Genomic DNA, 18,473 nt, shown 5'->3' on the forward strand with positions numbered 1-18,473 from the left:
GCTTAATCCAATCAAAGAACATCATGAAAAAGACAATAAATTTCATCCTAGCACTATTCATAGTATCTGTTACTCAAAAAATTACTGCTCAGAAAATTGAATTAAAAAACAATACGGTTGTGATGGAGGACAAACCTATTTTTTCATTTGATAAAAAAGCCATGAATAATGAATTCCATTTATTCAAACTAAATTCAAAAGAAGAGGTACTAATTCTGCAACACCAACACGTAGGAGCTGATACCGGTGCCAAGGATGATTTCAAGAAAATTATTTTCCCCAGCCAAAATATCACTATAGAATCAAGAGTTTTGCAAAAGAAAAATTGGAAATTCTTGGTACAGCTGTTACTTGACGAAAAAGTCATTGACACGGATGGCAATATTGATGTCCGAAATTTGGAACGATTTTCCGGTAAATACAATGAGAAAATAACCTTAAAAAAATAGGGCTCTAGAACAGCATTTTGATTTCTTTGATGTCATAACGAACAACGGAGTCGTCTTCCAGCATAACAGCTAATCTACCTTCATGGGTTACCCCTTTAATAATTCCCATAAACCGATTTCCTTTGGAGTCTTCAAAAGCACACGGGTAATCGAGTTTGAATAGCATTTTACGGTAGTTTTCCCAAAGCAACTGAGCATTTTGTTCTAAGTCAGCCACAGTAGTCTGAATACCTTTTCCAAATAAAAGAGCCATATCCTCCGGATTATAATCCAATCCTGTTATGCGTGTCAGAGAAGTTGCTTGAGGTAACCATTCAAAGTCCGTTTGATTCAAATTCAAACCCAAGCCTACTACAGCGGTAAAACTCCCATCCGACTTGAAGGTGTTTTCAATCAATATACCGCCCAATTTCTTGCCGCCTGCCATAATGTCGTTAGGCCACTTTATTTTTAATTCAGGAATATTCAGCGAAAATAAAACTTTCATCACCCCCAAGGTTACCGCCACATTAAAATCAAAAAGATGCTCACCCTCAAGCCTCACCTCTTTAAACAAGATGCTCATAGTGAGGTTTTTACCAGGCTCACTTACCCACTTAGCCCCCATTTGCCCTCTGCCTTTGGTTTGTTCACGAGCCGTGACTATTGTAAAATTAGTAACCTCTTTTTCTCTGGCCAATTGCTTTAAATAATCATTTGTAGAATCTATGGCATCGAGTTTGATTATAGGGAGCATACGAAAGTTTTTTACAATAAATTTTAGACTTTTGTTAAGTAAAAATAATGACAAAAGTAATACCTTTGTCCAACATACATAAATACTACATGGCGAAAAAAGCAGTTCAGACCGATGTTCTTTTAGCGAGCATCATTAAAGGCATTGAAGAAGTAAAAGGAAATGACATTGACATCCTCGATTTGAGGGACATAGATACAGCAGTTTGTGATTATTTTATCATCTGTAACGGTAACTCAAACACTCAAGTTAACGCAATCGTTAACTCCATTCAAAAAATAGTTTCTAAAGAATTAAAAGACAAACCTTGGCATGTTGAAGGAACGGACAACGGCGAGTGGGTTTTAATGGATTATGTGAACATTGTAGTGCATGTTTTTCAGAAACAAATTCGCGAATTTTATAACATTGAAGGCCTTTGGGGCGATGCCAAAATCACTACCATACAAACTAATTATTAATAGCTTACACAAAAATGGCTGACGAAAAAAAATCTAATAATTTTAAATATAGTCCGTGGTGGATATATATCGGCTTAATCGCCATATTCTTCGCCCTTAATTATTTTGGCGGTTCTAATTTTCAGGATGCTGCCAAAATAACTTCCTCAAAATTCAATGAATACCTTGAAAAAGGGCAAATTGAAAAAGTGGTAGTTTATAACAAAACCGAAGGAGAAGCTTATTTAACTAAAGCCGCTCTTAAAGACAAAGCACACGTCAAAGTTGCCAAAGACATGCTGGGTAATCCAAGCAAAGGACCTCACTACTCCTTTGATATTGGTAACGACGAAGTGTTTCAAAACAAAATTGAGAAAGCCAAACTTGAAGGCAAGCTGAAAGACTACGATTTCAAACCAAAAAGTAATTGGACAGAACTCTTAATCAGCCTATTGCCAATCATTGTCATCATTGGTTTGTGGATATTGATTATGCGACGTATGTCGGGTGGTGGAGCCGGTGGAGCCGGTGGTCAAATCTTTAACATTGGAAAATCAAGAGCCAAACTCTTTGACGAGAAAACCGATGTAAAAATTACGTTCAAAGATGTTGCCGGACTTGAAGGAGCCAAGGAAGAAGTACAAGAAATTGTAGAGTTTTTGAAAAACCCTGAAAAATACACTTCATTAGGAGGAAAAATTCCTAAGGGAGCCTTGTTAGTTGGACCTCCGGGAACCGGAAAAACTCTATTAGCCAAAGCGGTGGCCGGAGAAGCCAAAGTACCGTTTTTCTCTTTATCGGGTTCTGATTTCGTAGAAATGTTCGTAGGTGTCGGAGCTTCGCGTGTGAGAGACTTATTCAAGCAGGCTAAGGATAAATCACCATCAATCATATTCATAGACGAAATTGATGCTGTGGGTCGTGCCCGTGGCAAAAACAACTTCTCGGGTTCAAATGACGAACGCGAAAATACCCTGAATCAGTTATTGACCGAAATGGATGGCTTCGGAACCAATACGCATGTCATTGTATTAGCCGCTACCAACAGAGCTGATGTATTGGACAAAGCATTGATGCGTGCCGGGCGTTTTGATCGTCAGATTTATGTTGATTTGCCGGATATCCGCGAGCGTAAAGAAATTTTTGAAGTGCACCTCAAACCTTTGAAAAAAGTAGACGATTTAGACATTGATTTCTTAGCAAAACAGACTCCGGGATTCTCTGGAGCTGATATTGCAAACGTATGTAATGAAGCTGCATTAATAGCTGCCCGTAACAACAAAACAGCCGTAGACAAACAAGATTTTCTGGATGCTGTTGACCGTATTGTAGGTGGTTTAGAAAAGAAAAATAAAATTGTAACTACCGATGAAAAGCGTGCTATTGCCGTGCACGAGGCAGGCCATGCCACCGTAAGCTGGATGTTGGAACACGCCGCACCATTGGTAAAAGTAACCATAGTACCCAGAGGACAAAGTTTAGGTGCTGCCTGGTACTTACCGGAAGAACGTTTAATTGTACGTCCGGAGCAAATGCTAGATGAAATGTGTGCCGCCATGGGAGGTCGTGCCGCTGAAAAAGTTATGTTCAACAAAATTTCAACCGGTGCTTTGAGCGATTTGGAAAAAGTAACCAAACAGGCCCGTGCCATGGTGACCATTTACGGTTTGAATGACAAACTGGGCAATATAACCTATTACGATTCTTCGGGTCAGAGCGAATACAATTTCTCTAAACCTTATTCAGAAGAAACGGCTCAAACCATAGACAAAGAAATTTCAAATTTAATCGAAACTGAATACCAAAGGGCGATTAAAATTTTGGAGGACAACAAAGATAAATTAGAGCAATTAGCCAATATATTAATTGAAAAAGAAGTTATTTTCAAGGATGATTTAGAGACCATTTTTGGCAAAAGACCTTTCAATATTCCGGCCGAAGAGACCGATATAGTGTAGTCAAAACCTACATTTAACATTTTTTTAAAATCTTAATTCAAAACATGTTTTTGAATTAAGATTTTTTTATCTTTGAGGGATTTCAAATTCTAAACAAGATTATACCCACACAAGCATGAGTCTTTTCAGAAAATTTTTTGGCGCTGGTAACGATGCCTCTGACGAAGAAAGTCAAAGCGAATTCAACAATACTCCTTCCAGCTTTTCACTACTGCCTGTAGATGAAAAGTTTACTTATAATTTCAAAAAAAACGGCGGTAAATTTTTATACTGTGAAAACTTGAGCGAAGTAAAAGATCAGTTTTTAAACATTTTGGAAGAAAACGATTGGTTCGAATGTGAAGCCCTTTGTTATGAACCCAAATTATTCAGCATGCTTGACGAAAACAAGCTTAGTTACGATAAACCGCAAAACCCAAAATTTCTTTTTGCCAGTTGTGAAAACCTGATTGCCGATGAAGGTTCGGTACTTTTTTCATCTAATCAAATCAAACAAAACAAACCCAATGACCTCCCGATAAACATCATAATTTTGGCCACAACCAGTCAAATACTGGAAACCAAAAGCGATGGGCTTCGTGTCATCAAAAAGAAATACGACAAAGATTATCCAACTAATATCACGACCATAAAATATTTCGAAAAAGCAAAGGACGAGGACTTTCTGCAATACGGAAGCACCGCCAAGAATTTATATCTTTTGCTGCTAGAAGATTTATAGCATGAGTACTACTTTAACCAGAGCCCTTTCGGGAGCCGTGTATGTCCTCCTTTTAGTTGGTGCTACGTTATATTCACAGTATAGTTTCTTACTGTTGTTTGGATTGTTACTTATTTTTTCGACGGTCGAATTTTGCAAATTGATTCACTTAAAGCCTATAGTTCCTCTTGTATTGGCCACGGGTGCTTTTATTCTTTTCAATTTAAATAATACTGTAAAAACGAACGAAATACTATTGCTCATAGCGGCTCTATTAGTATCCTTTCGGGCATTGCTGTTTCTTTTTGAAAAACAAAGCAAACTGCTTGATCGAAATTCCAAATATGTATTTTTGATTGGGTATCTCATCATACCAATTATTATTTTTACCAAAATCCCTTTTATAGCTAACGAGTACCATCCGGAAGTTATCATCAGCATTCTGGTTCTGATATGGACCAATGACACATTCGCTTATTTGGTGGGAAGAAGCATGGGAAAAAATAAACTTTTTGAAAGAGTATCACCTAAAAAAACCATTGAAGGATTTGTAGGAGGTCTCATTTTTTCAATAATAGCCGGTTTTTTACTGGCTCAGTTTTATCTTGACGAATCCCTTATCCAATGGATGATTATTGCAGTTATCGTTAGTACTTTCGGCACTCTTGGTGATTTAATCGAATCAAAATTCAAACGAAATGCTGGGGTCAAAGACAGTGGCAATATCATGCCCGGACACGGCGGTTTTCTAGATCGCTTAGATAGTATTATATTTGCGGCACCATTTGTCTATTTGTTTTATCAAATTTTATATTATGTTTCATAAAGAAGGCGGAAAAATTATTGCAATAGCAACCTCATTAACGGTTATCATTTTTCTTTTATCACACAAATTCGTTGCTGATATATTTTGGTTGGAAAAAGGAATTCAGGTTGTTACGTTGTTTTTCCTAATCATGATTTTACAGTTTTTCCGAAATCCGAAACGAACAGTAGAAATCAATGACCATCATATCATTGCTCCGGTAGACGGAAAAGTGGTAGTAATTGAAGAAGTTTTTGAAGAAGAATATTTCAAAGACAAACGTTTACAGGTTTCCATCTTCATGTCGCCTATAAATGTTCACGTTACGCGATACGCGGCCAGTGGAAAAATAAAATTCAGCAAATACCATCCCGGTAAATACTTGGTAGCCTGGCATCCTAAAGCCAGTACTGAAAACGAAAGAACAACTGTAGTCATCGAAACTAAAGAATTTGGTGAAATACTCTACCGTCAAATTGCCGGTGCTTTGGCCAGAAGAATTGTAAACTACGCCGAAGAGGGACAACAAGTTGTTCAGGGTGAAGATGCCGGTTTCATCAAATTTGGTTCAAGAGTAGACATCTATTTGCCTTTGGGAACCAAAATAAATGTACATTTGAATGACAAAGCTGTTGGTGGAAAAACCATAGTTGCCACAAAATAAACCCTTATACTATGTCTGAAAAAGAATTGGAAATTCGTTTTCAGGAAGCTGTAGAAATAGCTTCCAAAATGACACAGTCATCGTTACCGCAAGATGTGCAATTGCGGTTATATGCCTATTACAAACAAGCAACTTTCGGTACCATTGAACACAACAACATTTCCAATTTTGATTTGAGAAATGCTTTTAAAACCAATGCCTGGATGCAAATCAGTCATTTAAGCGTAGACGAAGCGAAAGAATTATACATAGAAGCCATCAACGATATTGTAAAAAACACCAAATAACATGAAGCAGTTTTTTTCATTAATCTTATGTGTATCTTTTATTTTTTTAATGCCTTCCTGCAAAAGAAAAAAACTGCAAGAAGTGGTAGAAGTACCGCTACCCTCGGCAGAAGAAAAAATAACCATAGGTAAACCCGATGATGTAACCGCAGACGAAGGTCAGTTTCCTTTGGGCAAATTACCTTATGAGTACAACGCCCTGATGCCAAGCATTGACATCTTGACCATGGAAGTTCATTATTCCAAACACTACCTGACTTACACCAATAACCTGAATAAATTAGTGGCCGCTGATCCCACTTTAACCGACTTGAGTATTGAAGATATCCTGAAAAAAGTGGATATGAATACCAGCAATGATTTGCGAAACAATGCCGGCGGATATTACAACCACACTTTGTTTTGGGAAGGAATGTCGCCAAAATCTGGAGGGCAACCCAAAGATACTTTAGCGACCATTATCGATAGAGATTTCGGCTCATTTGACACTTTTAAAAATCAATTTACTGATGTAGCAGAAAAACAATTTGGTTCTGGCTGGGCGTGGCTGGTTGTTGATAAAAACGGCAAACTGTCCGTAACCAGTACACCAAATCAAGATAACCCTTTAATGCCCAAACAAACCGTTTCAGGAACTCCTATTTTAAACTTAGACGTTTGGGAACACGCTTATTATCTGGATTATCGTTACAAACGCAGAAAATACATTGAGAATTTCTTCAAAGTCATCAACTGGAAAAAAGTTTCCGAACGATACGAAGAAGCAACCGCAAAAAAATAACAACAAAAAAATCCCTGCCGATAACGACAGGGAATTTTTTATTCTTTAGTGGGCTGTTACCAAATCACTACTCTCAAATTATCCGGTTGATACATTTTATTTCCGGGTTTTATATTGAATGCTTTATAAAACTCCGGTATATTCATTAATGGTCCGTTAACTCTGAACTGTGCCGGCGAATGTACATCGGTCATAATTTGTCGGGCTAGGGCCTCATCTTTGGCATGCACCATCCAGGCATAGCCATAAGCAAGGAAGTATCTTTGCTCCGGAGTCAAACCACTAATTTTCTCTTTGTTTTTGTATTGAGGCGATTTTTTAAACGCTTCAAAGCCCATTACCACTCCTCCTAAATCAGCAATGTTTTCTCCCTGAGTTGCATCACCGTTTACAAATTTCCCTTTTAGTGGCTCAAATTTGTTGAACTGTTCAACAATGAGCTTAGTTTTTTGTTTGAATTTAGCTAAATCTTCCGCAGTCCACCAATTTTTAAGGTTCCCGTTTTCATCGTACTGACTCCCCTGATCATCAAACCCATGTGTAATCTCATGTCCGAAGGTTGAACCCCCAATAATTCCGTATAGAATAGCATCATCAGGCATTCTGCCTTCAAAGCCCGGAACCAATATATTACAAGCCGGTACTACAATTTCATTGTTGCTTGGGTTATAATAGGCATTATACGTTTGCGGGAACATGCTCCACTCCGTTCGGTCAACCGGTTTTCCGAATTTTTTCACCATATAATCATAGCTCCATTTGTTGGCCGCCATCACATTGGCACAATACGTACCTCTATTGATTACCACACTACTCATATCTTTCCATTTGTCCGGATAACCTACTTTCATTACAATTTTACTCAATTTGTTGAGCGCTTTCTTCTTAGTGGCTTCACTCATCCAGTCCAGTTTTTTGATGTGTTCTGCATAAACATCACGGATGTTATTTCCAATTTCCAATAACTTTTCTTTGGAACCTTTCGGCAAATAATCGGCTACGTACACCTGCCCAACCAATTCTCCTAGAGCACCATCAGTTTCTTCAACAATTCGTTTCCATCTTGGTTTTTGCTTTTTAACTCCATTCATCACGGTAGAATAAAAAGCAAAATTTTGTTTTTCAATGGCGTTGTTCAAATATGGAGCATAACTGTTTACCAAATCCCACTTTAAATAGGTTTTCCAGTCATCAATAGAATAGGTAGTTACAATTTTATCCAATCCTTTAAAAAACTCTGGCTGACCAACTATGACGGTATCTGCTTTGGCAACTCCTAATTGAGGTAATACATTTTCCCAAGCTATGGCCGGAGTAGAAGCTTTAAATTGTGCCAATGGCATTTTGTTATAATTTTTAACCGGGTCACGAAGTGCTTCCAGTTTTCTGCTTATTTTGGCCAAATCAGTCTCCATTTTCATGATTGTTGCAGAAGCCGATTTTGCAGCAGCAGCATCTTCTCCCATCAATTGCATCATAACTTCGAGATGCTTAGCATATTCTGTTCTGATTTTTACCGTTTGCTCATCGGTATTGAAGTAGTAATCTCTGTTTCCTAATCCTAATCCGCCTTGACTGAAAAACAAAGCATGTTTAGAACTGATTTTATCATCCTGACTCACATAAAATGAGAACGCGGGACCGGCACCAATGGTATGAAGATATCCAATAGTATTCATCAAGGAAGGAACATCCTGTACAGCCTGAATCTTGGCAAATTGCATGGCCAAAGGTTTTAACCCCATTTTTTCAATGGCCAATGTATCCATACCCGAAGCATAGAAATCTCCTATTTTTTGTTCGTTACTTCCTTTAGGAGCGTCTTCATTTTTAGCCGATTTTTCACAAATATCTTTAATTTGAGCATTGATGGTATCTCCTATCATTCTGAAAATTCCGTTACTGCTTTCGCTATCCGGTATAGGATGCTTTTTAAACCAACCCCCATTAGCGTAATGGAAAAAATCTTCTGTGGGACTAACGGTAGTATCACGATTGGTGATTAGCGGATCTTCAAATTGTATTTCTTTTTTGTTGCAACTAACCACAAGTAAAGCGGTAAATGCACTGATTGTAAGTTTGGTTTTTAATTGCATATGGTTTTTTTTATGACTATTTGACTCAATAACGTAAAAAAGTTACCAAATGTATACTATTCTGTTTAATCTTCTATTAATCAAATAAAAAAAGTGCCCGATTTCTCAGGCACTTCACAAAAAAAACAGTATGGTAAACTTATTTTTTTTCTTCCATTTTTTTAGCAGCGCAACATCCTGCCTTTTTCTCAGTACTGCAAGATTTTTTCTCTTCTGCTGAGCAGGTTTTTTCAGTTTTTGCTTTTTCTTTTTTCTTAGCTGCAGGTTTTTCCTGAGCATTAACATTCATTGAAAACAAAAAAGCTACTAAAGCTACTGTTGAAACTAATTTTTTCATTTTTTTATATTTTTAAGTATTATTTTTTAAAATTTAGTGATTCAGATTGATGATTTCAGACTTGATTGCAAAACTCGGGTGGTTGCCAAATAGCTACTCTGTAATTTGAAATCAGGCTATCATGATAGAGTGATTTTTCTTTGGGAGATTGATAAAACAAGGAATTCTGTAGTTGATAATCGGTGTTAAAAACGAGATAAGTAGCATTAGTGAAACTAATATTCAACACGCATTTATCTTTCTGACAACCGTTGGGCATGGTTTTATCCATCCCTTTTCCGCAACAAGAATTATGACACTTTTCGTGCATAGTCATCTTTATCACTTTGACCGTTGGCAAAACCGTCAAAACATTAAAGTAACAGCACAAGATGATGGCAAAAAATTTCAATTGATGATCAATTAGGTTATCAAATGTATACAATATTTCCAGATTTGAAAACTCTTTAACATTATGTTGATACTACAATAATGTAGTTGGGCATACATAAGCTGTCAGCGGCATATCGGTCAATTTAATTTCATTGAAGCCACCAATCACGTCAGCAAAATTTTCAAATCCTCTTTGTTTCAAAATTGAAGCTGCAATCATGCTTCTGTAGCCACCGGCACAATGAATGACAAAATACCGGTCACGAGGAAATTCAGTCAAATAATCACTGATTTGATTTAACGGAATATTGATAGCTCCAACGATGTGTTCTGATTCAAATTCACTTTGTTTTCTCACATCGAAAATCGGTGTTTCGTGTATCTCTTCTAAAATTACCAAATCATCAGCGGTAATTCGGTTGACCATATCCGTTTCTTTCCCCGCTTTTACCCATGCTTCAAAACCTCCTTCCAAATAGCCAACAGCATGATCATAACCCACTCTTGACAACCGAATGATGGTTTCCTGAACCTTCTCCTCATTTTCGGCTACAATTAAAATTTGTTGGTTTAAATCGGGAATCAATTCGCCTACCCACATGGCAAAATTGCTTTCCAACCCTATATTGATACTGTTGGGGATGAATCCCTTGGCAAACTCTGATGCTTTTCGGGTATCCAGGACTAGAGCCATTGTTTGGTTGGCTATCTCTTCAAAAGTTTTTACGTCATAGGGTCTTTGGCCGCGTTGCATAATATCATCTAAACTTTCATATCCCTGAATATTCATCAGGACATTTTTTGGAAAATACTGTGGCGGTGTGGTCAGTCCTTTTAAAACTGCCGCCACAAATTCGTCTTCCGACAATTTAGGATTCAACGCATAATTAGTCTTCTTCTGATTTCCGAGAGTATCGGTAGTTTCTTTACTCATCATTTTACCACAAGCACTGCCCGCTCCATGGTTGGGATATACCATCAAATCATCTGACAAAGGCATAATTTTATCGCGGAGTGAATGGTACAAATGTCGGGCAAGTTTATCCTGAGTTAAATCGGCTATCACGTGCTGCGCCAAATCGGGTCGTCCCACATCGCCTATAAAAAGTGTATCGCCAGTAATAATTCCACGCTCTTCATCATCTTCATCAATCAACAGAAAACAAGAACTCTCCATGGTATGCCCGGGAGTGTGTATGAGTTTTATTTTCATTCCGCCCAACTCAAAAATTTCACCGTCGTATCCCAAGTGAATCTCAAAACCCGTTTTCATACTCGTTGGACCATAAACAATAGTTGCTCCCGTTTTATGCGCCAAATCAACATGACCCGAAACAAAATCAGCATGAAAATGAGTTTCAAAGATGTACTTCAATTTCACTCCGTCTCTTTCCAGTCTTTCCAAATAAGGTTGAGTCTCACGAAGCGGATCAACAATGGCTGCTTCACCTTCCGAAGTAATATAATAGGCAGCTTCGGCTATACATCCGGTATAAATTTGTTCGAGTTTCATGGGTCTATTTTTTTCTACAAATGTAAATTCTGAAGTACCAATTTCATATGATAAATATCAGTTAGCCGGTTGACGTCACTCATTTTTCCTGAAAAACTTTTTTAACATTTATAATAATTTTAATACTACGCCGTTTTATAATGTAGTAATTTGCGATAAATAATTAAGGACTATGGATAAGATCAAAATACTCTGGGTTGATGACGAGATTGATTTGCTCAAACCACACATTTTATTTCTGGAAAACAAAAACTATAAAGTCACTACTTTCAACAATGGCCGAGATGCTATAGATGCTTATGAAGACGGAAATTTTGACATTGTTTTTTTAGATGAAAACATGCCGGGGATGAGCGGTTTGGAGACTCTTTCAGAAATGAAAGAAAAGAAATCGGCTACTCCTATAATTATGATTACCAAAAGTGAAGAGGAATACATCATGGAGGAAGCCATAGGTTCAAAAATTGCCGATTATCTCATCAAACCGGTCAATCCGAACCAGATTTTGTTGAGTTTGAAAAAAAATCTGGATCATTCCCGTTTGGTTTCTGAAAAAACGACTTTGGATTATCAGAAAGAATTCCGAAAAATTGCCATGGATATGGCTATGGTTAAAAGTTATGAAGATTGGGTTGAGCTGTACAAAAAGTTACTTTTTTGGGAGTTGGAACTCGAGAACATCAACGATCAAAGCATGACTGAAATCCTCGAAAGTCAAAAAGTAGAAGCCAATGTTCAATTCGGTAAATTCATTGAGCGCAATTACGAAGACTGGTTTGCTGGACCTACCCGAGGTAAGAACGAACAGAGCGAATCAAAACCTATATTATCGCATAATTTGTTCCGAGAATTGGTGGTTCCCGAATTGGTAAAAAAGGATCGTCCTGTTTTATTTATTGTAATCGATAATTTGCGTTATGATCAGTGGAAAGCTATGGAAAAAACGGTTGCCAATCATTACAAACTGGAAAAAGAAATTCCTTATTTCGCCAGTTTGCCTACCGCGACTCAATATGCCCGAAACTCTATTTTTTCAGGCTTGACTCCTCTGGAAATGGAAAAACAGTTTCCCCAATACTGGAAAAATGATGTGGAAGATGGCGGAAAAAATCTTTATGAAGCTGAGTTCTTAACGGCTCATTTAAAGCGACTCGGATTGAACATCAAACAGGATTATTTCAAGATTACCAATTTAGCCAGTGGCAAAAAGCTAGCTGAAAACTTCAAAGGACTGAAAGACAATAACCTGGTCACAGTAGTTTACAATTTTGTGGATATGCTTTCGCATGCCAAAACAGAAATGGAAGTAGTGAAAGAATTGGCCTCAGACGACAAAGCTTACCGTTCGTTGACTCTGAGTTGGTTTAAAAATTCCCCGTTGTTGGAAATCATTCAACAAGGACAAAAATTAGGATTCAAACTCATCATCACAACCGACCATGGCACCATAAACGTCAAAAATCCATCAAAAGTAATTGGCGATAAGAACACCAGTTTAAATCTTCGCTACAAAACCGGTCGAAGCTTAACTTATGAAGAAAAAGATGTTTATGCGGTAAAAGATCCGAAAAAAATTGGACTCCCGGCCATCAATATGAGCAGCTCATACATATTTGCCAAGAACGATTTGTTTCTGGCTTATGTAAACAATTACAATCATTACGTGAGTTATTACAGAAATACCTACCAGCATGGAGGTATATCCCTGGAGGAAATGATTGTCCCATTTTTAGTTTTTAATCCAAAATAATTACAATACAACCCAATGGAAATCCTATTTTCGATTGACGAAATTCAAGACGTAGCCCGCAAAATTATATCCGAAAACCCCAATAAAGTCATCTTGTTTCACGGCAACATGGGGGTCGGCAAAACCACTTTAATCAAAGCATTATCCAAAGAATTGGGAGTTCACGATGCTACCAGCAGTCCAACTTTTTCATTGGTAAATGAGTACAAGACCAATGACAACCGGTTGGTGTATCACTTTGACGTTTATCGCTTAAAATCGGAAACCGAAGCCTTAGACATGGGCATTGATGAATACCTCTACTCGGGAAATTGGTGTTTTATAGAGTGGGCCGAAAAAATTCCGAACTTAATTCCGGAAGCGCACTCAGTCATTAATCTGACGCAAACCGCAGATGGCAAAAGACATCTAAGATTGACGTAATTGGATAAAATTTTGTAATTTGTGGCGAAATTCAATATTGCGTTATGGCCATCACCCCTTTCACCAAGCAACAGCTGTTACCTCAGGAAGAAAAATTAGAAGTTTACCGTAACAAAAGCGAACTTTTTATCGGAATTCCAAAAGAAACCTCTTATCAGGAACGACGCATTTGTTTGACTCCTGACGCAGTGAATTCGCTTACTTCACACGGCCATAAAGTCATGATTGAATCGGGTGCCGGACTCAGTTCGAGCTATACCGATAAAGAGTTTAGCGATGCCGGCGCAATCATAACCAATGATACTAAAAAAGTTTTCAGTTGCCCGATTATTCTAAAAGTCGAACCTTTAACAATGGAAGAAATCGAGTTGGTCAGCAACAATACCATAGTAATTTCGGCCATACAGTTAAAAACGCGAAAAGCTGCCTATTTTGAAGCATTGATTAAGAAAAAAGTAACTGCTCTTGCCTTTGAATATATTAAAGATGAGGACGGTTCTTATCCGGCCGTAAAGTCACTGAGTGAAATTGCCGGAACTGCATCGGTACTGATTGCTGCTGAACTGATGATCAATAACCAATTTGGAAAAGGATTACTACTGGGAAATATTACGGGTGTTCCTCCTACTGATGTGGTAATTTTGGGAGCCGGAACCGTTGGGGAATTTGCTGCTAAAACTGCTATGGGACTGGGAGCCAGTGTTAAGGTATTTGACAATTCGATTACGAAATTACGCCGATTACAAAACAATCTAAATCAACGAATATTTACCTCTACCATACAACCCAAGTCATTGCTTAAAGCTCTGCGCCGTTGTGATGTTGCCATTGGTGCCATGCGTGGTAAAGACCGATGCCCGGTGGTTGTGACTGAAACCATGGTAGAACACATGAAAAAGGGCGCTGTTATAGTGGATGTCAGCATTGATACCGGCGGCTGTTTTGAAACCTCGGAAGTCACAACTCACGAATCGCCTACTTTTATCAAAAACAACGTGATTCATTATTGCGTGCCCAATATTCCATCGCGTTATTCAAAAACCGCTTCACTTTCCATCAGCAATATAATAACACCTTACTTATTGCAAATTGCCGAAGACGGCGGTATAGAAAGTGCTATTCGCTGTAACAAAGGACTCAAAAACGGAGTGTATCTTTATCATGGAATTTTGACCAACAAAGCCATAGGCGATTGGTTTAACCTTCCGGATAACGACATCAATCTGATTGTTTTTTAAATTAAAACTCCGTTAAAATTCTCGTTCAATCTCGAACATTGATTACTTTTGGCAAAAATTAATCTACTATATGAAATTTTACCATCGATTAGCCTATTACCTGGTAGGTTTTACAATTGGGCTTTTTTTTGTGGCTATGGTTCTTAGCGGAAAAGACACCCGATGTAATTACTTCCCGAATGCGAGAGTACTGAATGATATTCGAAATAAACCATTCCTTTATGACATTGAAGCTTCGCGACGATTAAGTGAAGATTGGGTAGACACTTTAGACATCAAAAACACCTTAACAAACGGAGATGTTGATTTTGATAAAAGTAACAAACCTATAGACGGAGGTAAATTATACATTGTTTACGGCAAGACAAAAAAGAATAAAGAAATCACATTAGAAATTATCAATTATCCTGAAAAGGCCATTTTGAGAAACATCATCAGAAAAGATAAATAAAAACAAGATTAAATAAAAAAAGGGTTGTCAAATTGACAACCCTTTTTTTATGCATAGAACTAATTAATTAGTTACCGTGTCTTTTTTCGATATCTTCAATATCTGCTTTACCCATGGTATCAACTAATACCGGCGTTGCAATGAATAATGAAGAGTAAGTACCGATTATAATACCGATTAACATGGCAAAGATAAATCCTCTGATAGATTCCCCACCGAAGATAAACATGATTAACAATACCATAATCATCGTCAATGAAGTATTCAATGTTCTTGACAAAGTAGTGTTAATAGAGGCATTTACCACGTCTTTAAAGTGACCTTTGCTGTCACCGGCCAAGAACTCACGGATACGGTCAAATACGATTACGGTGTCGTTCATTGAGTAACCGATAACCGTCAGAATAGCCGCAATGAAGTGCTGATCCATCTCCATGTGGAACGGTGCGTATTTGTATCCTATTGAATAAACTCCCAGTACAAAGATTACATCATGAAATACAGCTGCAATAGCTCCTAATGAATATTGCCATTTGCGGAATGAAATCACTAGGTACAAACCTACGATTATCATAGCTCCGATAACGGCCCAGAAAGAGTTGGTTTTAATATCGGCTGAAATGGCTGCTCCTACCTTAGAAGCCTGCAATACTCCGATTTTTTTTCCATCGTAAGTGTTGATGAATTTTTCGTAAGTTACATTCGGGCTGAAGTATTTTTTCAGACCGTTGTACAACTTCTCATTTACTTCTTTATCAACTTCTACTCCTTCTTCTTTGATTTTGTATTTGGTTGTAATTTTCAACTGATCATCATCTCCAAAAACTTTAGCCTCAACACCGGTTCCAAAAGCAGCAGACAATTCATCTGACACCTGCGTAGCTTCTACCGGTTTTTCAAATTTCACTTGGAAAGTTCTACCTCCCACGAAATCAACCCCTTCATCCAATCCGTTGAAATAAAAAGTAATACAACTAAGTACCACAACTGTAGAGGAGAAAATATAAGACCATTTTTTCACCCCGATAAAATCAAAGTGGAAGCCGGTAAACCAGTTTTTAGTCAAATTAGTAGTAAATGTTAAGTCTCTGTTTGCAGCAATATCTCTATCAATAAAGATTCTTGCAATAAAGATTGACGTAAACAATGAAGTAAAGATACCAATCAACAAAGTAGTAGCAAATCCTTGAATTGGACCTGTACCAAAGATGAATAAAATGGCTCCTGTCAATACGTGTGTCACGTTTGCATCGATGATAGAACGCATCGCACCTTTCCATCCATAAGAAGCCTTTACCGCTTCGGCCAATGATTTTCCTTCACGTAGTTCCTCTTTGGCTCTTTCGTAAATAATAATGTTAGCATCTACCGCCGTACCCAAAGTCAATACGATACCCGCGATACCCGGCAATGTTAAAACAGCACCTAAACTGGCTAGGATTCCGAATAAGAATAATAAGTTTACCAACAAAGCCACGTTAGCATACCAACCGGCTCTTCCGTAGTAGAACACCATCCACAAACACACCAATAACAATCCTACTAATGATGACGTGGTACCGGCATCGATAGCTTTTTGACCCAATGACGGACCTACCACTTCTGATTGTACAATTTCGGCAGCAGCAGGCAATTTACCCGCTCTCAATACGTTGGCTAAATCTTTAGTTTCAGTAACATTGAAGTTTCCTGAAATTTCAGATCTTCCACCCGCAATTGGTCCTGAAGTTACACCCGGTGCAGAATACACCATGTCATCTAGTGCAATAGCGATAAAGCTTTTTTGAGTATAAGCTCTTCCTGTTAATTCTTCCCAAACTTTAGCTCCCTGACCATTCATTTGCATAGACACAGCCGGTTTACCCATTTGGTCAAATGTATCTCTGGCGTCAACAATCACACCGCCACTTAGTGGAGCTGTATTGTCTCTGTTTCCTTTTAACGCATATAAGTCAACTGTTTCAGTCTCTTTTTTCGTTTTTTCATCAACCTTTACATCCGGTTTTCCCCAAACAAATTTTGCATAACGCTTATCTGCCGGTAATAAGGAACGAATTTCAGGTCTTTTCAAATATCCGTTGATTGCTGCGGTATCTTTGGTAGAAGCAATAACTAAAACCGGTCCACCTCCTTGAGAGATGAATTTGTCAAACAAAGGATTGTTTCCTTTTTTAGTAGCCGTTGAATCTTTTTCTTTATCTGTCAATAATTTACTGATAGAGTCAGTTGGTTTAGCAGCTGCTGCTTTTTCTTCCGGTTTTACGGTTGCTTTCAAAGCTTCGTTGGCCGAACCTAAGAAGCCCATCATTTCTTCTGCTTTGTATGTTTCCCAGAATTCTAATTCTGCTTTGCTTGATACCAATTTCTTGATACGGTCAACATCTTTAGCTCCTGGTAACTCGATTAATATTCTACCGGTTTGTCCTAATTTGGCAATGTTTGGTTGGGTTACACCAAATTTATCAATACGGCTTCTCAATACACCAAAAGCCGATTCAACTGATTCGTCAACTTTTTTAGCTAATACTTTTTTAACTTGTGCATCAGACATGTTAAAATCAATTTCTCCCTGAAGGTTTCGGTTTGCGAAAATATCCGGAGAAGCTAATTTTACTGATCCTGCTGACGCTTTATCGAATGCTTCGAAGAAAGCATCTAAGTATGATTGATTTCCTTGTCTGTTTTGAGTCGCATCAACTAATGCTTTATTGAATACAGGATTTTTAGAATTGTTTGATAATTGTACCAATACGTCTTTAACCGAAATCTGAAGAATTACGTTAATTCCTCCTTCAAGGTCAAGACCTTTGTTGATTTGCTTATCCTTTACTTCATTGTACGTAAACTCCGTGAATCCTAAATTGAAAACTTTTTCTTTCCCGATGGAATCAAGATATTTGATTTCTTTTTCAGGATTTCCCCCGGCAAAAGCTTTCGCATCATTTTTTACTTTATTGGCCACAAATGTGAATGAAAGTTGGTAGATGCTTACCAATGCAAATAGAATTGCGAAAAATTTAACTAGTCCTTTATTCTGCATTATTACTAAAAATTAATTAATTCTTGTTTTGTGTTAGCGTTCGCATTAAAAACAAAACCCTTGAAATTCAAAGCATTATAAGCTAAAGCACTGAATTTACAACCAATCTGTTATTTTTTGAAACGTGCAAATATATAATTCTATACAAGATTAACCAATTATTTGCTGATTAATATCAAAAAAAACACTGCAAAAAAACATCTGCTTAAAAATTAGGAACTATTATTAAAGAATAGTCAAAATTGAACGGATGAAATTACCATTTAGCTAATTTTTTAATTTTTAAATATCAAATTCACAATTCATTCGATTTCGCTTTGTACAACAACCAAATTTCTATCATATTAATTATATTTGTCATCGCAAAAAAAAAATCAAAACAACACCCGCTGTTTTTTATAGTCAGAATAGTATTCAGACCAATTAATCGATT

The 18,473-nt window shown here is 37.5% G+C and carries 18 protein-coding genes; 12 read left to right on the plus strand and 6 right to left on the minus strand.

The window, feature by feature from the left end; translation table 11 throughout:
• Positions 1–23: 23 nt before the first annotated feature.
• Positions 24–449 (plus strand): hypothetical protein, encoded by a 426-nt coding sequence (locus EZL74_RS03945; RefSeq protein WP_131475296.1) that lies wholly within the window; start codon positions 24–26, stop codon positions 447–449.
• Positions 450–453: 4 nt separating this feature from the next.
• Here EZL74_RS03945 and EZL74_RS03950 read toward each other — a convergent pair whose 3' ends face one another.
• The gene (locus EZL74_RS03950; protein WP_131475297.1) at positions 454–1,185 is read right to left on the minus strand and encodes a biotin--[acetyl-CoA-carboxylase] ligase; all 732 of its coding nucleotides are present in this window, start codon (positions 1,183–1,185) and stop codon (positions 454–456) included.
• Positions 1,186–1,274: 89 nt separating this feature from the next.
• Between EZL74_RS03950 and rsfS the strand changes: the two genes are divergently transcribed.
• The 7 genes from rsfS (at position 1,275) to EZL74_RS03985 (ending at position 6,820) form a co-directional block, all read left to right on the plus strand.
• On the plus strand, positions 1,275–1,646 hold the full coding sequence (rsfS, locus tag EZL74_RS03955; RefSeq protein WP_131475424.1) for a ribosome silencing factor: 372 nt from the start codon (positions 1,275–1,277) through the stop codon (positions 1,644–1,646).
• 14 nt (positions 1,647–1,660) lie between these two features.
• Positions 1,661–3,583 (plus strand): ATP-dependent zinc metalloprotease FtsH, encoded by a 1,923-nt coding sequence (ftsH, locus tag EZL74_RS03960; RefSeq protein ID WP_131475298.1) that lies wholly within the window; start codon positions 1,661–1,663, stop codon positions 3,581–3,583.
• Between the two features lie 115 nt (positions 3,584–3,698).
• Positions 3,699–4,304 carry an LUD domain-containing protein gene (locus EZL74_RS03965; RefSeq protein ID WP_131475299.1) on the plus strand — a complete coding sequence of 202 codons (606 nt, stop codon included), beginning with the start codon at positions 3,699–3,701 and terminating at the stop codon, positions 4,302–4,304.
• 1 nt (position 4,305) lies between these two features.
• Positions 4,306–5,109, plus strand: a complete 804-nt coding sequence (locus tag EZL74_RS03970) for a phosphatidate cytidylyltransferase (protein ID WP_131475300.1) — start codon at positions 4,306–4,308, stop codon at positions 5,107–5,109.
• A complete protein-coding gene (locus tag EZL74_RS03975; protein WP_131475301.1) occupies positions 5,099–5,752 on the plus strand; it encodes a phosphatidylserine decarboxylase family protein in 654 nt (217 codons plus the stop codon). The genes EZL74_RS03970 and EZL74_RS03975 overlap by 11 nt, the downstream gene beginning before the upstream one ends.
• An 11-nt stretch (positions 5,753–5,763) precedes the next feature.
• On the plus strand, positions 5,764–6,039 hold the full coding sequence (locus tag EZL74_RS03980; protein ID WP_131475302.1) for an acyl-CoA-binding protein: 276 nt from the start codon (positions 5,764–5,766) through the stop codon (positions 6,037–6,039).
• Position 6,040: 1 nt separating this feature from the next.
• A complete protein-coding gene (locus EZL74_RS03985; protein WP_131475303.1) occupies positions 6,041–6,820 on the plus strand; it encodes a superoxide dismutase in 780 nt (259 codons plus the stop codon).
• Positions 6,821–6,876: 56 nt separating this feature from the next.
• Here the strand turns inward: EZL74_RS03985 and EZL74_RS03990 are convergent, their stop codons facing one another.
• The 4 genes from EZL74_RS03990 to EZL74_RS04005 all read right to left on the minus strand — a co-directional run bounded on the left by EZL74_RS03990 (position 6,877) and on the right by EZL74_RS04005 (position 11,138).
• The gene (locus tag EZL74_RS03990) at positions 6,877–8,916 is read right to left on the minus strand and encodes a M13 family metallopeptidase (protein WP_131475304.1); all 2,040 of its coding nucleotides are present in this window, start codon (positions 8,914–8,916) and stop codon (positions 6,877–6,879) included.
• Positions 8,917–9,055: 139 nt separating this feature from the next.
• Positions 9,056–9,253, minus strand: a complete 198-nt coding sequence (locus EZL74_RS03995) for a hypothetical protein (RefSeq protein WP_131475305.1) — start codon at positions 9,251–9,253, stop codon at positions 9,056–9,058.
• 55 nt (positions 9,254–9,308) lie between these two features.
• Complete coding sequence (locus EZL74_RS04000) at positions 9,309–9,569, minus strand: hypothetical protein (protein ID WP_161971688.1); 261 nt, start codon at positions 9,567–9,569, stop codon at positions 9,309–9,311.
• Between the two features lie 147 nt (positions 9,570–9,716).
• Complete coding sequence (locus tag EZL74_RS04005; protein WP_131475307.1) at positions 9,717–11,138, minus strand: MBL fold metallo-hydrolase; 1,422 nt, start codon at positions 11,136–11,138, stop codon at positions 9,717–9,719.
• 172 nt (positions 11,139–11,310) lie between these two features.
• On the opposite strand from EZL74_RS04005, the gene porX reads away from it, so the two are divergent.
• From porX to EZL74_RS04025, 4 genes are all read left to right on the plus strand, one after another.
• Entirely contained in the window at positions 11,311–12,888 is a 1,578-nt protein-coding gene (porX, locus tag EZL74_RS04010; RefSeq protein WP_131475308.1) for a T9SS response regulator signal transducer PorX, read from the plus strand.
• A gap of 15 nt (positions 12,889–12,903) precedes the next feature.
• Entirely contained in the window at positions 12,904–13,311 is a 408-nt protein-coding gene (tsaE, locus tag EZL74_RS04015) for a tRNA (adenosine(37)-N6)-threonylcarbamoyltransferase complex ATPase subunit type 1 TsaE (RefSeq protein ID WP_131475309.1), read from the plus strand.
• Between the two features lie 44 nt (positions 13,312–13,355).
• Positions 13,356–14,549, plus strand: coding sequence for an alanine dehydrogenase (locus EZL74_RS04020; protein WP_131475310.1), 1,194 nt, complete (start codon positions 13,356–13,358; stop codon positions 14,547–14,549).
• Between the two features lie 70 nt (positions 14,550–14,619).
• A complete protein-coding gene (locus tag EZL74_RS04025) occupies positions 14,620–15,000 on the plus strand; it encodes a DUF4258 domain-containing protein (protein WP_131475311.1) in 381 nt (126 codons plus the stop codon).
• Between the two features lie 67 nt (positions 15,001–15,067).
• Here the strand turns inward: EZL74_RS04025 and secDF are convergent, their stop codons facing one another.
• Complete coding sequence (secDF, locus tag EZL74_RS04030; RefSeq protein WP_131475312.1) at positions 15,068–18,040, minus strand: protein translocase subunit SecDF; 2,973 nt, start codon at positions 18,038–18,040, stop codon at positions 15,068–15,070.
• Positions 18,041–18,473 lie beyond the last annotated feature (433 nt).

The sequence above is a fragment of the Flavobacterium silvisoli genome (genome assembly GCF_004329815.1).
Taxonomy (GTDB): Bacteria; Bacteroidota; Bacteroidia; order Flavobacteriales; family Flavobacteriaceae; genus Flavobacterium; species Flavobacterium silvisoli.

Coding starts and splice junctions, on each gene's coding strand:
- EZL74_RS03975 (WP_131475301.1), top strand. CDS start 5,099: ATGTTTCATAAAGAAGGCGGAAAAATTATTGCAATAGCAACCTCATTA.
- tsaE (WP_131475309.1), top strand. CDS start 12,904: ATGGAAATCCTATTTTCGATTGACGAAATTCAAGACGTAGCCCGCAAA.
- EZL74_RS03970 (WP_131475300.1), top strand. CDS start 4,306: ATGAGTACTACTTTAACCAGAGCCCTTTCGGGAGCCGTGTATGTCCTC.
- porX (WP_131475308.1), top strand. CDS start 11,311: ATGGATAAGATCAAAATACTCTGGGTTGATGACGAGATTGATTTGCTC.
- EZL74_RS04005 (WP_131475307.1), bottom strand. CDS start 11,138: ATGAAACTCGAACAAATTTATACCGGATGTATAGCCGAAGCTGCCTAT.
- EZL74_RS03995 (WP_131475305.1), bottom strand. CDS start 9,253: ATGAAAAAATTAGTTTCAACAGTAGCTTTAGTAGCTTTTTTGTTTTCA.
- EZL74_RS03980 (WP_131475302.1), top strand. CDS start 5,764: ATGTCTGAAAAAGAATTGGAAATTCGTTTTCAGGAAGCTGTAGAAATA.
- EZL74_RS04020 (WP_131475310.1), top strand. CDS start 13,356: ATGGCCATCACCCCTTTCACCAAGCAACAGCTGTTACCTCAGGAAGAA.
- EZL74_RS03985 (WP_131475303.1), top strand. CDS start 6,041: ATGAAGCAGTTTTTTTCATTAATCTTATGTGTATCTTTTATTTTTTTA.
- EZL74_RS03965 (WP_131475299.1), top strand. CDS start 3,699: ATGAGTCTTTTCAGAAAATTTTTTGGCGCTGGTAACGATGCCTCTGAC.
- ftsH (WP_131475298.1), top strand. CDS start 1,661: ATGGCTGACGAAAAAAAATCTAATAATTTTAAATATAGTCCGTGGTGG.
- EZL74_RS03990 (WP_131475304.1), bottom strand. CDS start 8,916: ATGCAATTAAAAACCAAACTTACAATCAGTGCATTTACCGCTTTACTT.
- EZL74_RS04000 (WP_161971688.1), bottom strand. CDS start 9,569: ATGACTATGCACGAAAAGTGTCATAATTCTTGTTGCGGAAAAGGGATG.
- secDF (WP_131475312.1), bottom strand. CDS start 18,040: ATGCAGAATAAAGGACTAGTTAAATTTTTCGCAATTCTATTTGCATTG.
- rsfS (WP_131475424.1), top strand. CDS start 1,275: ATGGCGAAAAAAGCAGTTCAGACCGATGTTCTTTTAGCGAGCATCATT.
- EZL74_RS04025 (WP_131475311.1), top strand. CDS start 14,620: ATGAAATTTTACCATCGATTAGCCTATTACCTGGTAGGTTTTACAATT.
- EZL74_RS03950 (WP_131475297.1), bottom strand. CDS start 1,185: ATGCTCCCTATAATCAAACTCGATGCCATAGATTCTACAAATGATTAT.
- EZL74_RS03945 (WP_131475296.1), top strand. CDS start 24: ATGAAAAAGACAATAAATTTCATCCTAGCACTATTCATAGTATCTGTT.